Source organism: Campylobacter sp. BCW_6877, assembly GCF_001762445.1.
In the GTDB taxonomy this organism is placed as follows: Bacteria; Campylobacterota; Campylobacteria; order Campylobacterales; family Campylobacteraceae; genus Campylobacter_D; species Campylobacter_D jejuni.
This window is the reverse complement of record NZ_MJWW01000031.1, coordinates 29,052-42,930: the sequence shown is the minus strand read 5'-3', so window position 1 is coordinate 42,930 and position 13,879 is coordinate 29,052. Positions and strand designations below refer to the sequence as shown.

Sequence of the window (13,879 nt, the reverse complement as noted above, 5' to 3'; positions counted from 1 at the left end):
TCTGGGTTAATTCTAGTCTTTTTTTGCTTAATATTAAGCCAAATTTTATATAATTTTAAAAATATAATTTTCTAGGAAAAAAATGCAAAGCATCATACTTATAGGTAAGCCAAATGTTGGTAAATCAAGTCTTTTTAATAGAATGGCAAGACAAAGAATAGCTATTACAAGTGATATTTCAGGTACAACTAGAGATACAAATAAAACAGAAATTCATATTCATTCAAAAAAAGCCATGCTTATTGATAGTGGAGGGCTTGATGAAAGTGATGAACTTTTTAAAAATGTGAAAAAAAACACTTTAAAAGTAGCCAAAGAAAGCGATATCATACTTTATCTAGTTGATGGAAAATTAGCGCCTGATGATGAGGATAGACAGTTTTTTTATTCTTTAAAAAAACTTGGAAAACCTATAGCCTTAGTGATTAATAAAGTAGATAATAAAAAAGATGAAGAAAGGGCTTGGGAGTTTGCAAATTTTGGCGTAAAGGAAATCTTTAATCTTTCAGTAACCCATAATGTAGGCTTAGATGAACTTTATGAATGGCTTGAAAAATTTTTACATGAAGAGTTTTTAATCCCCGATGAAGAAGAAAATTTAGAAGATTTTTTAGAGCATTATGAAGAAGGAAAAGAATTTCAATTTAAAGAAGTCGATCAAAATCATATCAGAGTGGGTATTGTAGGGCGTGTAAATGTTGGAAAATCAAGTCTTTTAAATGCTTTGGTTAAACAAGAACGCAGTGTTGTAAGTTCTATCGCAGGAACTACTATAGATCCTGTTAATGAAAGTGTAGTTCATAAAGATAAAGTGATAGAATTTGTTGATACTGCAGGTATTAGAAAAAGGGGTAAAATTCAAGGACTCGAACGCTTTGCCCTAAATCGCACGGAAAAAATTTTATCTCATTCTCAAATAGCACTTTTGGTTTTAGATGCGCATGAGGGCTTTAACGAGCTTGATGAACGCATTGCTGGGCTTGTGGCTAAGCATTATTTGGGTGTGATTATTGTTTTAAATAAATGGGATAAAAGTGAGATGGATTTTGATAAGACTGTAAAAGAATTGCGTCTTGATCGTTTTAAATTTCTAGCTTACGCACCTGTGATTAGTGTATCAGCTTTAAGTGGAAAAAGGGTGCATGTTTTACTCGATAAAATTTTGCAAATTTTTGAAAATTTCACTCAAAAAATCCAAACTTCTAAGCTTAATACTTTGATAGAAAATGCCACAAGAGCACATCCTTTGCCGCATGATTATGGGAAATTGGTTAAAATTTATTATGCAGTACAATATGACTTAGCACCGCCAAAAATTGCACTTATTATGAATCGTCCTAAGGCCTTGCATTTTAGCTATAAGCGTTATTTACAAAATCAAATCAGAAAAGAATTTAATTTCGAAGGTGTGCCTTTAGTGATTGCTTCGCGTAAAAAGGGCAGTAAAGAAAATGATGAAAGCTAAAAATATCGTTTTTATAGGATTTATGGGTTCTGGAAAAAGCACTTTAGCAAGAGCTTTGGCTAAGGATTTAGATCTTGTTTTTTTAGATAGTGATTTTTTAATAGAACAAAAATTTAATCAAAAAATCAGTGAAATTTTCGCACAAAAAGGCGAGATTTTTTTTAGAGAACAAGAGCAAAAAATGGCTGATTTTTTTAGTTCTTGTGAGAAAACTTGTATTGCTACAGGCGGGGGTTTTGTTAATGTTTCAAATTTAGAAAAAGTAGGTTTTTGTATTTATTTAAAAGCAAGTTTTGAATATTTAAAAAAGCGTTTAGACAAAGATGAAATTTCTAAAAGACCTTTATTTTATGATGAAATTAAAGCAAAAAAATTATATAATGAGCGTTTAAGCAAGTATGAACTAAAGGCAAATTTTATTTTAAATATAGAAAATAAAAATATAGATGAGCTTTTAAGCGAGATTAAAAAGGTGGTAAAATGAGAGTATTAACAGGCCTTCAGCCAAGTGGCGATTTGCATATAGGTAATTATTTTGGTGCGATTAAGCAAATGGTAGATGCACAAGAAAAAAGCCAAATGTTTATGTTTATTGCTAATTATCATGCCATGACTTCTTCTCAAGATGGAGAAAAACTTAAACAAAATTCCTTAAAAGCTGCTGCGGCTTTTTTAAGCCTTGGTATAGATCCGCAAAAGAGCGTTTTTTGGTTGCAAAGTGATGTTAAGGAAGTTATGGAGCTTTATTGGATTTTATCGCAATTTACTCCTATGGGTTTATTAGAGCGTGCGCATAGTTATAAGGATAAAGTTGCTAAGGGGCTTAGTGCTTCACACGGACTTTTTTCTTATCCTGTTTTAATGGCAGCAGATATTTTGCTTTTTGATACGCAAATTGTCCCTGTGGGAAAAGATCAAATCCAACATGTTGAAATCGCACGTGATATTGCTTTAAAAGTTAATAATGAATGGGGAGAAATTTTTACCCTTCCAGAAGCAAGAGTGAATGAAGAAGTAGCTGTAGTTGTGGGTACTGATGGAGCAAAAATGAGTAAATCTTATCAAAATACTATAGATATTTTTAGCAGTGAAAAAACCTTAAAAAAACAAATTTCTTCCATAGTAACCGATAGTACCGCTTTAGAAGATCCAAAAGATTTTAAAATCTGCAATGTTTTTAAAATCGCAAAGCTTTTTTTAGATGAATTAGGGCAAAAAGAATTACAAATACGCTATGAAAAAGGTGGTGAGGGTTATGGACATTTTAAAATGTATTTAAACGAGCTTGTAAATGCTTATTTTAAAGAAGCAAGAGAAAAATACAATGAGCTTTTAGAAAAGCCTTCGCATTTGAAAGAAATTTTGGATTTTGGTGCGACTAAAGCAAGAAAAATCGCCCAAGAAAAAATGCAAAAAATTTATGAAAAAATCGGACTTTAAGGAGTAGAAAATGCTAGATTTAAAAAATTTGCAAAATAATTTTGATGAAGTGGCTAAAAAGTTGAAAAATAAAAAAGTTGATGAAAATATCTTAAAAAAACTTGCTGAACTTTTTGCAAGTTTAAAAAAAGAAAAAACAGCTTTAGAAGAATTTCAAGCTTTTCAAAATAAATTCAGTAAAGAGCTTGCTACAGCCGAAGATAAAGAAAGTTTAAAAGCAAAATTAAGCGAAAATAAAAGCAAAATTAATGAGCAAAGCACTAAAGTAAATGCTTTAGAAAATGAGCTTGAAGAAATTGCTCATGCCATCCCAAATATCCCTGATGAGTGTGTGCCTGTGGGTGAAGACGAAGATGAAAATGTGGAGCTTAAAAAAGTTTTAAATCCACCTAGCTTTGATTTTACTCCAAAAGAACATTTTGAATTAGGTGAGAGTTTAAATTGGCTTGATTTTGTGCGTGGGGTAAAAATTTCACAAAGTCGTTTTTGTGTGCTTAAAAACGAAGGAGCTTTATTAAGCCGCGCTTTGGTAAATTATATGATAGATTTTAATAGAAGTCGTGGATTTGAATTTGTTAATGTGCCTTTTTTGGTAAATGGTGCTACTATGTTTGGGACAGGTCAGTTGCCAAAATTTAAAGAAGATATGTATAAGGTAGATGATGAGGATTTGTATTTGATCTCAACTTCTGAAATTCCAGTAACCAATCTTTATAGTGGAGAAATTTTAGCGAGTGAAACTTTACCGATAAAAATGACTTGTTATAGCGCTTGTTTTAGAAAAGAAGCAGGCAGTGCAGGGCGTGATACAAGAGGTATTATAAGACAACACCAGTTTGAAAAAGTAGAGCTTGTAAGTATTACTAAACCTGAGCAAAGTGATAGCGTGTTTAATGAAATGCTTGAGTGTGCAAGTGATTTGCTGAGTTCTTTAGGTTTAGCGCATAGACATTTGATGCTTTGCACTGGAGATTTGGGTTTTAGTGCAGCAAAAACTGTGGATCTTGAAGTGTGGCTTCCAGGACAAAATAAATATCGTGAGATCAGCTCGGTTTCAAATTGTCGTGATTTTCAAGCAAGACGTGCTAAAATTCGCTATAAAAATGAACAAGGAAAAAATGAACTCGTTCACACTCTTAATGGCTCATCTTTGGCAGTAGGAAGAACCTTGGTAGCGATTATGGAAAATTATCAAGATAAAGAAGGAAAAATTCATATTCCTGATGCTTTGAAAAAATATTTTTAAAGAGTATAGATGGCTGAACAAGAAGATATAATACTAGAAAAACCCGAAGATGGCTTAAATCAACCAAGACTTGATGAGAGTTTAGAGGGATTTAAAGGGCAAGAGGGGCAAGCTCCAGAAGATGAAGAATTTGCATCATTGCCAGAAGAATTACCTCAAGAAAATAGTGATAGTGGTTTTAAATTTACAAGAGAAAGTGCGCCTGAAGATGTATCAACTTTTGAAGAAGTTGAAAGTCAAGAGCCTACGCCTTGGTATAAAGATCGTAAGTTTATGTCTCTTGTGGGTTTATCTTTGGGGATTATTTGTATTTTAGTTTTTACACTTTTTTATTTAACTTTTAGTGAAGGAAAAATTAAACCAGATATTATAGCTTCTAAGCCTTTAGAACAACCTGTTGTTATGCCTGATGAATCATATAAATACAATGATATGCAAAGAATTGATGGTATGATCCAAAAAGCAAATGCTTTATATTTAAAGGGTGAAGTTGAACAGGCTTTAAAAGTTTATGAGCAAGTTGCCGTATATAACGAATCTTTATCTAATTATAATTTAGGCGTTTCTCAAATGAATGAGAATAAATTCCAAGAAGCTTTTGAAAGCTTCAAGAAAGCTATAGCCAATGGAGAAAATCAAAGTGTAGCTGCTATCAATGCTGCTGTTTGTGCTTTAAAGCTTAATGATAAGGAAAAATTTAGATATTATATTGATTTAGCTCAAGTGTATCTTCCAAAAGAAGGAAAATCAAAATTATATGATTATTATTTAAGCTTGATTAATTATTACAAAGGATATTACCCTGAGGCTTTACAAATGTTACAAAGAACAGATGTGGAGCCGTATTCTGATGTTGCAAAGTATTTGTCTGCTAAAATTTATGCAAAAATGGACTTTGATTCCAAGGCTATACAGCAATTAAATTCTCAAGGCAATTTTGAATCTAGTTTATCTTTAGGTCTTTTATACGCTAGAATAGGAGAATATGCTAAAGCTAAAGTCGCTTTAAGTACAGCGATGAAAATTGAAAGAGATTTTAATCAAAGTTTAGCGGCTTTAACATTGGTTGATATTAAAACAGGAAATTATCAAGATATGTTAGCGCGCTTACAAAATTCTTATGATAACGATAAAGATAGATATAAGATTTTAGATACTTATAAAATTCAAGTTCGTTTAAATAAGGATCTTTTTAATATAGCAGTTGCTCAAAATTCTTTTTCAAAAGATTTGCTAAAAAAACAAAAAGATCAATTCGATTTGCTTTTTTATTTTGCACCTTATCAGGTTTTTGATAGTAAGCAGGCTGCTTTATATATTAAAAAAGCTAATGTTACAGATTTCGTTGATGATAGTGCTGATGCGGGAGTTTATCTTAATACAAGCAAGGCTCTTTCATCTACCAATGTAAAAATTGCCAATATTATTAACTATGCATTAAATCAGAAGTTACGCCTTGCTAACCAAGAATTTCAAAAACTTATCAAGGATTATCCAGAACATAGTATTTTACATTATAATTTGGCTTTAACCTATGCCCAAATGCAAAATTATGAACTTGCTTATAAGCATTTTTCAAGTTCATATCATCTTAATCCTAAAAATTACTTAGCAGGTGCTTTTGCTATGTTTTGTGCAAAATTAATTGATATTGATACAACTAAACTTTACAATGAAATTCTTGATAATATAGCTGCTGATTCTAATTTTAAAGCTAATATGCAAAAAAGTATGTTGTTTTTAGTTAATAATGATTATATTTCTATGCTTCCTTATTTAGATGAAACAAAAAAAGACACGCCTTTGAGTTTGATTTTTGAAGCTATTGTTGCTAAAAATAATAACCTTAATAATCAAGTAGATGTGAAAATTGCTAAATTGCGTTCAGAGTTGCCTGAAGATATTTTGGCAAATATTTTGTATTTTAATTCTTTAAATTCAAATTTAAATATTAAAGAATATGCTCAAAATGCTCAAATTCATTTTAAAAATTTAAAACTTGATTATCGTAGTGTTTTTGGTGGGCCAAATATAGCTAGGGAATTTTATGTTAATTTAATGCATATTGCAGGGCTTTTAAATTTAGAAAGACAGAAATTTAAAGAGTTGATTAATGTTTCAGGAGCAAAAGATGAGGGTATTTTGCAAACTTTAGCTTATTTGGATATTTTTGCACAGCAATACGAGGAGGCTTATGCGCTTTACAATTCTTTGATTGATGATTATGGAGCTAAAGATACTAAAACTTTATTTTTAGCAGCCGTAGCAGCCGTAGGTGCAAATAATCCAAATTCAGCTATAGCGCTTTTGCAGCTTTCTAAACTTACAGATAAAAATAACAAAGAAAGTAAAGCAGCTCTTGGTATGTTGTATCAAGAAGTAAAGAACTATGAAGCTGCGATATCTCAGTATAAAACTTTACCTAATAATTTTAAGAGTGAATTTTTTACTTTTGATATTAATAACAACTAAAAATGCTTAGAAATTTCTAAGCATTTTTAGTTAAGCTTGAAGATCTAGAGTTTTTCCGCCTAGTTCATCAATGCGATCGCTAACTTTTTTAAGTGCCGCATCTATTGTATCTTGACTGATTTGAGGAAGTTCTCCACCCCACATTTTTTCTGCTTGCTCAAATCCTTTTTTCATACCTTCAAGACCTTTTTTCAATTTTTCAACATCGTCGCCACCGCCTTTAATAACAAAATCCGCGATGCGATTGGCTGTATTTTCCACTCCAAAAAAACCATCTTCACTTACAAGTTGTTGAAGTTCATCTGTATTCATATCAAGTGGATTTTTGCCACTGTAGCCTAAGGATGCAAAATCAATATTTGTAAGTATAGATTTCGCAGTATCTAAATTGGCACCATTTAAAAGACTATCTAGTCCAGTTTGGGCATTGCTCGAACCTATTACAGCATTCATTGTTTGCTGTTGAAACTGAACTAGGTAAATTTGTGTAATGCCCTTTCCACCAAGTGCATTTAATTTTTCAAGGGTATTTTTATCTACATCCTTGCTAGAATTAGCACTTTGAACATTTTTGTCTTTTGTGTTTTCCTTAGCATCATCTGCCTTCTTATTGCTAACTTGTGTTTGTGCCATGCTAGCGATATTTGAAAAAGTATTCACTTGCATATTTGCTCCTTTGTGTGAGGCTTTAATTTATATCGACTTTTGACTTAAAAAATTTATAAGGACATTAAATTCCTTATTTTCAAAGGAATTTAATGTTTTATTGTAGATAATAAGCAATTTGCTCTTTATTGAGAATGCGGATAAGATTGCTAGTACCTTCTACTCCTGTTGGAAAGCCTGCAGTTAGAAGATAGCATTTGTCTTCATCCATAAAACCTTTTTCAACACTTGATCTTACAGAGTCTTTTAATAATTCTGTAAGTTCATTACTTTTGTTAACCAAGATCGCAGGATTAACTCCCCAAACTATACTTAAAGAGTTTAAGGTTTTTTCAGAATGCCCTACTGCTATGATTTCTATATTTGGACGATATCTTGCAATCTTAATAGCAGATTTTCCGCTACTTGTTAAAGAAAAAATAGCATCAGCGTTAAGATCTGTTGCAAGATGAGCTGAAGAACGCATGATTTTATCTGTATTGTCTAAATCATTAAAATCATTAAATTTGTTATATGGATAGCGTTTTTCTGTTTCTATTATAGTTTGGCACATTATATCAACAGCGTTTGCAGGATCTATACCAACGGCGCTTTCTTCACTTAGCATTACTGCATCTGTTCCATCTAAAACAGCATTTGCAACATCTGAAATTTCAGCTCTTGTGGCGGTTTTGCTTTTGGCTAATGAAAAAAGCATCTGAGTTGCAGTAATAACAGGCTTAGAGGCATTGTTTGCTTTTTGTATAATTTCTTTTTGGATATTAGGAACTTTATAATAAGGTACCTCAATACCTAAGTCTCCTCTTGCAACCATTATACCATCGCTAGATTTAATAATCTCATCAATATTTTCTACTGCATCAAATTTTTCAATTTTTGCAAAAATAGATATTTTTGCGTTATTTTGTGCTAAAATTTCACGAACTTCATCAATATCGTGTGCATTTTGTACGAAAGATATTGCTAAAAAATCTACTTCATTTTTTATACCCCAAAGTAAATCATTTTTATCTTTTTGTGTAATAACATCAATATTGATTTTAGTATTCGGAAAATTAATACCTTTATTTGAGTTTAAAAAACCATCATTTTCTATAATGGTTTCAATTTTTTGATTATCTATGCTTACTACTTTAGCACGAATTGATCCATCATATAGATAAATATATTCATCAATTTTTAACATATCTAAAATGGATTTTTGATTGATGCTGATTTTATAATGATTTTGAGCAATCTTCTCCCCTAAAATTGTTTCACGATAAAAATCAAGTCTATCACCCTTTTTTAATTCAAATGGTTCTTTAAGTTCGCCTGTACGAATTTTAGGACCACTAATGTCTTGTAAAATTCCAATACGAGTATGCAATTCTTTAGCTACTCTTCTTATGGTATCTAAGTTTTTTTTATGATACTCATGTGTTCCATGAGAAAAGTTTAAACGGAAAACATTTACACCATTGATAATCATTTGGCGTAGAATTTCTTCCTTTTCACTTGCTGGACCTACTGTGGCTACAATTTTTGTTTTTTTAAGCATGGTAAACTCCTTTTGAAATTATTGTAGCTAAAAATAGAAACAAAATGATTACAATAATTCTGAAGAAAATTTATCTTCGTTAAATTCCATTCCTAGGTAATTACACACAAGCTTTGCATCTCTTTCAGCATTTCCTAAACAACTTGTTGCTCCAGGACTTGGAGTCATATTGAAAATAATACCAGGGGTTTCTGTGATGCTTGCTTCACCTAGCATTAATTCTCCTTTAGTTTTATCAATAACTTGCGGTCTTACGCCTCCAAAACCTTTCGCATAATAAATATCGCTTGCTTTAAGACTTGGGACTATTTTTTTGGCATCTTTAACAAATAAGCTTTTATCAACAAAAGGTAGTTCAAAAAGATAATTATAAAAGATGTAATTTCTAATTGTTGCATCTTTAAACATATTAAAAGTTACTTTTAAAACAGTTTTATCAAGTTTTAGCGCTTCAAAAAATTCTGGAACTGATTTTAGACCATGATAACGTTCTAGTTTTGGAATAACAAGTGCGGTAGGTCCAAAGCGAGTGTTCATATCAGCAAGTAAATCAGGATCTCCATGAAGAGCTGCAAATGGAAGTTTAGGATTTTGCACCATATAAACCTTACCATTTAAAAGTTTTTGTTTGGTTAAATAAAAACTTCCTGCAACAGGCCAACAAGACTTATCCATACCTAAGTTCATTTTATGTGCTAAATATAAAGAGTGCGCTCCAGCATTGACAACTACGCTTTTGGCATGGTATTCTTGATGATTTGAGGTTTTTAATATAAAAATACCTTCCTTTTTTTCTATGTGAATAATTTCTTGATTAAAGGCAACAAAAGTATTTTTATTTTGTTTTTGGGCTTGTTCTATTAGATTTATACTCATTTTCCCAAAATCTACAGTTGTAAAAACCTCGCCGCTTTCAACACCCATGGCGCAGATATTTTCAGGTCTATCTTGATTGCAATCTTCTCCTAAAACAACCTTGGGTTCAATTTGTTTGATTTTTGCTTTATCGAAAAATTTTATATAAGGATAAAGTTCTTTAAATTCTTCATAGCGTTTTTTCATATAATCACATTCTATATCTCCAACAGCTAGAGCCATTTTTTGATGAGAAAACATGAAATTATTTTGCGCATTTTGCATGAGTCCATATTTAACTATCATATCAGCTGTTCTTTTTACTTTTCGCGCTTTTTCTAAAGTATAATTGGTTTCAATATCTCCACAATGAATGGTTTGAGAATTACTCGTTCCCTTAGAATTTAATGTTGCAGCTGTATTATATTTTTCTATCAAAGCAATATTTTTAATATTTGTATATCTTGCAAGCTCGTAAAATAATGCTGCTCCTGAAATTCCAGCTCCGATGATAAGCACATCAAATTCTTGTTGGCTCATTGTTTTTCCTTTTTTTATTTTAATAAACTTTTTTCTAAATAGAAGTTTAATTGAATTTGTTTTACAAAAAGTTAAATTTCATTAAGGTTTGATATCAATGAGAATTTTTGTAACATTTTTAATAAAGTAAATTGGGATTTTCTTTTATAATCTTTTTCATTCCTCGAAAGATTAAAAGTTTATCATAAATTGCGTGATCGAAATAATTTGCTAAAAATTGCCCATCTCCACCAGTGAAATAAAGCTTTTTATTTTGAGCGGCATCTTTTATCAGTAGGTAAATTCCTTTAAAAACACCATAACTTAAAGCATCCATGGTTTTTTGTGGGAATGCATCAAGACTAACTTGAGTGTTAAATTCACTTTTTAATCGTGGTGAAATATGGCTATAAATTTTTTTATAATTTGCAATACCTGGCAAGATAAAACCACCAAGATGTATAGAATTAGAAATAATATCAATTGTAATAGCACTACCTGCATCTACAACAACTCCATCTTCAATAGTATAACAAGCTGCTATGCGATCGATTCCTAATCCTTGATAAATAGTATCAAATAAAAAATAAGGTTCAAGATTGATAAAATTTTTTTGATTTTTTAAATGTTCTTTGAGATGTTCATTGACATTGATATAAAAAATTTTTTGTTCATTTTTAAATTCTAAAAACTGATCTATACTAAGAGTAAAATATTTGTTATCATCTAGGAAATTAGCATTTGAATTCCCAATATCACAGAGTAGCATAGATATTAAATCCTTTCATTTCTAGATGATTTTTTGCTTTAGAGCAAAGAGAAGCCATGCTAAAAAAATATTTGTTATTTATGTTAATTTGCTGTGCTAGATTTTCTAAAAATAAGGCATCTTTCATTAAAAATTTTGTTTTTCCTGTATACATAAAAAGAATGTTATTTTGATCTTTAGCACAAATATAACTTTTTTTTCTAGTCAACATACTTAAGTCATAGGGCTTTAAATTTAATTTTAAAGCCTTTATTGTTTGTTCTAAAATTTTTATCATAGCAAATCTAAAATTTTATCTCCGTAGTAAAATTTACCATTTCCCATGAAAGAAATTTTATCAACAGCTTCTGAAAGTTTAAATACTTGTGCATTATCTAAATTTAGATTCATTTTGATAAGATAGCCTGTTTTTTCAAAAATATATAAATAATTATTGTATATATTGCTTTTTACAAAAATAGCAAATTCAAATTTTTTTTCCGCAATTTTTCTTAAGTTATAATCAGTTTTAATAATAGTGCCATCTTTTTCTAGTATAAAAATACCATCATCGCTAAGTGCAACATCTTTTATGTCAGCGTCAAGATAAAGAGTTCTAGCAGGGCTTACAACAATGATTTTTTTAGCTGTTGCTGCTATAAGTTTATCTCCGATTACGCTTAGATGGATTACATTGTTGAAAAAATTTTCTGCTGAAATAACCACATCTTTAATGATTTGAAGATTGTTTCTTGAAAGAATTAAAATTTTACCATCTAGTGTTGGATAAACGATGATATTGTCTAAAAATATAGGATTAGCGGTACGACTGTCTTGGGCTGGAGCTGAGGTTAGGGTTTGACTGAATTTAATACCCAAAGAACGATTTGCAAGAACTATGGTATTGTTTGCAAGTACAAGGGCTAAATCATCTCCATTAGAAGCTACTCCTACAACACTAGCGTCAAATTGAAAATTATAAATTTCATTATAAGAATTGTCAAAAATTTTTAAATTTCCATTGTTATCTGCAGTAAAATATTCCCCATCTTGATAAGCTAGAAGCATATAATTTTTAGGAAGTTTAAACTTGTCTATGGAGATATTATTTTTTAAGATAGCTGTATTATTGCTAAGTTTTGCAGAAACTAGATTCCAATCAACGATTTTACTTTTTAAATTGCTATTATGACTTAAATCTCCATCGGTTTGTTTTGGTTCAAAATATTGTCTTTTGGTGCCACAAGCACATAGAAATATTAAACAAAATAGTGTTAAAAATATTTTTTTCATTGTGTAATGCCTTGATAATGTTTGAGGTTTTTAGCTATTTGATTTAAACTTGAATTTTCTTTTATCTGAGAAAGTAAAACATTAGCTTCTTCGATTTTATTTTGCTCTAAAAGTTTGTAAGCTTCTAATAATTTATCATAATTTTTTAAAAATATCGATTTATCCCCTAAAGATAATGCGATAATATTTTTAAGTAAAGTGTTTGTTTGAGCATTATTATAAATTTGTTTTAGTTCATTTTGGAGAGTTGTATTATTAAAATCATTAATATTTTCTTTTAGTAAAAAGATAGCGTAAAGATTAGTATTTTTATTTTTAAGTTGTTCTAAAAGATTTTTATTGCTAGGATCTTGTATTAGATTGGCATAAATTTCATTTGCTTCTTTTGTTTTATAATCGTTTATTTTTGAGATTATAAAATTTCCAGCAAACCAAGCAACTAAAATTATCACAACAGCAGATATATAAAATTTATACTTGCGTATAAATCTCTCTCCTTTGATAAAATTTTCTATAAATTGTTCTTCTGTGTTAAGTTTATTTTTAACAGCTTTTAAATTATCTTTTAGTCCCAAAATTTATCCTTGAAAAAATATTTTTATTTTTGTATAGAAAAATTATGGTATTGTATCATATAAATTGCAAAATATCCTAAACAATTTAAAGCTTTTTATGATATAATTTTCAAAATTTTAACTTTTTTATTAAGGTTTAAGAAATGCAAATAGATGAGAAATTATTAAGCAAGCTTGAAAAATTAAGTGCTTTACAAATAACAAAAAACAGAAATGAAACCATTGTACAGTTAAGTGAAATTGTGAATTTTGTTGAAAAATTAAACGAACTTGATTTAGATTCCCAAGAGATTACTGTGAGTACTATAAAAGGTGGAGCTCCTTTGAGGATTGATGAGATAAGAAATAGCAATGTTATTGATGAGGTTTTGGATTGTGCTCCAAAAAAACAAGAACATTTTTTTGTTGTTCCTAAAATCATAGAATGATTAACTTAGCATTTAGTGCTTATTTGTAGAATAAATTTAAAACAAAAAAAATCAGAGAGTGATTGAAATGAATTTTTATTGGTTTGATGCTTTTATTTTAGGATTTACCTTGCTTTTAGGGCTTAAGGGTATTATCAATGGTTTGATAAAAGAAATTTTTGGGCTTTTGGGTATTATTGGTGGTGTTTTTATTGCTTCAAAATATGCAACTCAAGCAGCTGAATTTATACAAAGTACTTTTTATAAGATAGAAAATCAAAGCTTAGCTGGATTTGCTGGATTTTTGGCCATATTAATTATTTTTTGGATAGTTTGTTTATTGGTGGGTAATTTTCTTTCTAAGTTGATCAAATTAAGTGGCCTAGGTTTTTTAGATCGTATTGGTGGCTTTATATTTGGTGGGGCAAAAATCTTTTTAATTTTTGCAATTTTGGTTTTTTGTGTAGCAAGAATCGATTTTTTAAATGATAAATTAGATAATTTTGCTAAAAATAGCTATACTTTAAATTTACTTAAAGAAACGGGATCTTTTATTATGAATCAACCTTTAACAGAAAATAGTCTAGATCATGCTAGTGAAAAGTTGCAAGATATTGTAAGTGATTTAAACAATACTCAAAAAGGGGAGTGAT

At 29.9% G+C, this 13,879-nt stretch carries 14 protein-coding genes; 7 read left to right on the top strand and 7 right to left on the bottom strand.

Translation table 11 applies throughout. From position 1 onward, the window contains the following. Window positions 1-82: 82 nt before the first annotated feature. Genes der through pflB form a run of 5 tightly spaced genes read left to right on the top strand, consistent with a single transcriptional unit; the run spans window position 83 to window position 6,623 of the window. Window positions 83-1,465, top strand: a complete 1,383-nt coding sequence (gene der / locus AJ936_RS02510) for a ribosome biogenesis GTPase Der (protein ID WP_002922512.1) — start codon at window positions 83-85, stop codon at window positions 1,463-1,465. Next, window positions 1,452-1,949: a shikimate kinase gene (locus AJ936_RS02505; protein ID WP_079264319.1), complete on the top strand. Its 498-nt coding sequence runs from the start codon at window positions 1,452-1,454 to the stop codon at window positions 1,947-1,949. Before der ends, AJ936_RS02505 begins: the two co-directional genes overlap by 14 nt. After that, window positions 1,946-2,905, top strand: a complete 960-nt coding sequence (gene trpS, locus AJ936_RS02500) for a tryptophan--tRNA ligase (protein WP_044778519.1) — start codon at window positions 1,946-1,948, stop codon at window positions 2,903-2,905. The genes AJ936_RS02505 and trpS overlap by 4 nt, the downstream gene beginning before the upstream one ends. 10 nt (window positions 2,906-2,915) lie before the next feature. Continuing rightward, on the top strand, window positions 2,916-4,151 hold the full coding sequence (serS, locus tag AJ936_RS02495) for a serine--tRNA ligase (protein ID WP_002882722.1): 1,236 nt from the start codon (window positions 2,916-2,918) through the stop codon (window positions 4,149-4,151). Between the two features lie 9 nt (window positions 4,152-4,160). Next, window positions 4,161-6,623: a motility protein PflB gene (gene pflB, locus AJ936_RS02490; RefSeq protein ID WP_044778521.1), complete on the top strand. Its 2,463-nt coding sequence runs from the start codon at window positions 4,161-4,163 to the stop codon at window positions 6,621-6,623. 30 nt (window positions 6,624-6,653) lie between these two features. On the opposite strand, the gene AJ936_RS02485 is transcribed toward pflB, so the two are convergent. The 7 genes from AJ936_RS02485 to AJ936_RS02455 form a co-directional block, all read right to left on the bottom strand. Then, window positions 6,654-7,289, bottom strand: a complete 636-nt coding sequence (locus tag AJ936_RS02485) for a hypothetical protein (RefSeq protein ID WP_002860276.1) — start codon at window positions 7,287-7,289, stop codon at window positions 6,654-6,656. Window positions 7,290-7,386: 97 nt separating this feature from the next. Then, window positions 7,387-8,829 carry a pyruvate kinase gene (gene pyk / locus AJ936_RS02480; RefSeq protein WP_002865887.1) on the bottom strand — a complete coding sequence of 481 codons (1,443 nt, stop codon included), beginning with the start codon at window positions 8,827-8,829 and terminating at the stop codon, window positions 7,387-7,389. A 48-nt stretch (window positions 8,830-8,877) separates the two neighbouring features. Next, window positions 8,878-10,224 (bottom strand): FAD-dependent oxidoreductase, encoded by a 1,347-nt coding sequence (locus AJ936_RS02475; RefSeq protein WP_070274025.1) that lies wholly within the window; start codon window positions 10,222-10,224, stop codon window positions 8,878-8,880. 118 nt (window positions 10,225-10,342) lie between these two features. Next, the gene (locus AJ936_RS02470; RefSeq protein ID WP_002854234.1) at window positions 10,343-10,972 is read right to left on the bottom strand and encodes a type III pantothenate kinase; all 630 of its coding nucleotides are present in this window, start codon (window positions 10,970-10,972) and stop codon (window positions 10,343-10,345) included. Next, window positions 10,959-11,249 carry a hypothetical protein gene (locus AJ936_RS02465; protein WP_002938172.1) on the bottom strand — a complete coding sequence of 97 codons (291 nt, stop codon included), beginning with the start codon at window positions 11,247-11,249 and terminating at the stop codon, window positions 10,959-10,961. Before AJ936_RS02465 ends, AJ936_RS02470 begins: the two co-directional genes overlap by 14 nt. Further along, entirely contained in the window at window positions 11,246-12,244 is a 999-nt protein-coding gene (locus AJ936_RS02460) for a hypothetical protein (RefSeq protein WP_002861152.1), read from the bottom strand. Before AJ936_RS02460 ends, AJ936_RS02465 begins: the two co-directional genes overlap by 4 nt. Next, the gene (locus AJ936_RS02455; protein WP_070274024.1) at window positions 12,241-12,819 is read right to left on the bottom strand and encodes a hypothetical protein; all 579 of its coding nucleotides are present in this window, start codon (window positions 12,817-12,819) and stop codon (window positions 12,241-12,243) included. The genes AJ936_RS02460 and AJ936_RS02455 overlap by 4 nt, the downstream gene beginning before the upstream one ends. A gap of 143 nt (window positions 12,820-12,962) precedes the next feature. On the opposite strand from AJ936_RS02455, the gene gatC reads away from it, so the two are divergent. Both gatC and AJ936_RS02445 read left to right on the top strand, forming a co-directional pair. Continuing rightward, on the top strand, window positions 12,963-13,247 hold the full coding sequence (gene gatC / locus AJ936_RS02450) for an Asp-tRNA(Asn)/Glu-tRNA(Gln) amidotransferase subunit GatC (protein WP_002854550.1): 285 nt from the start codon (window positions 12,963-12,965) through the stop codon (window positions 13,245-13,247). Between the two features lie 67 nt (window positions 13,248-13,314). Next, a complete protein-coding gene (locus AJ936_RS02445) occupies window positions 13,315-13,878 on the top strand; it encodes a CvpA family protein (protein WP_002882168.1) in 564 nt (187 codons plus the stop codon). Window position 13,879: the final 1 nt, after the last annotated feature.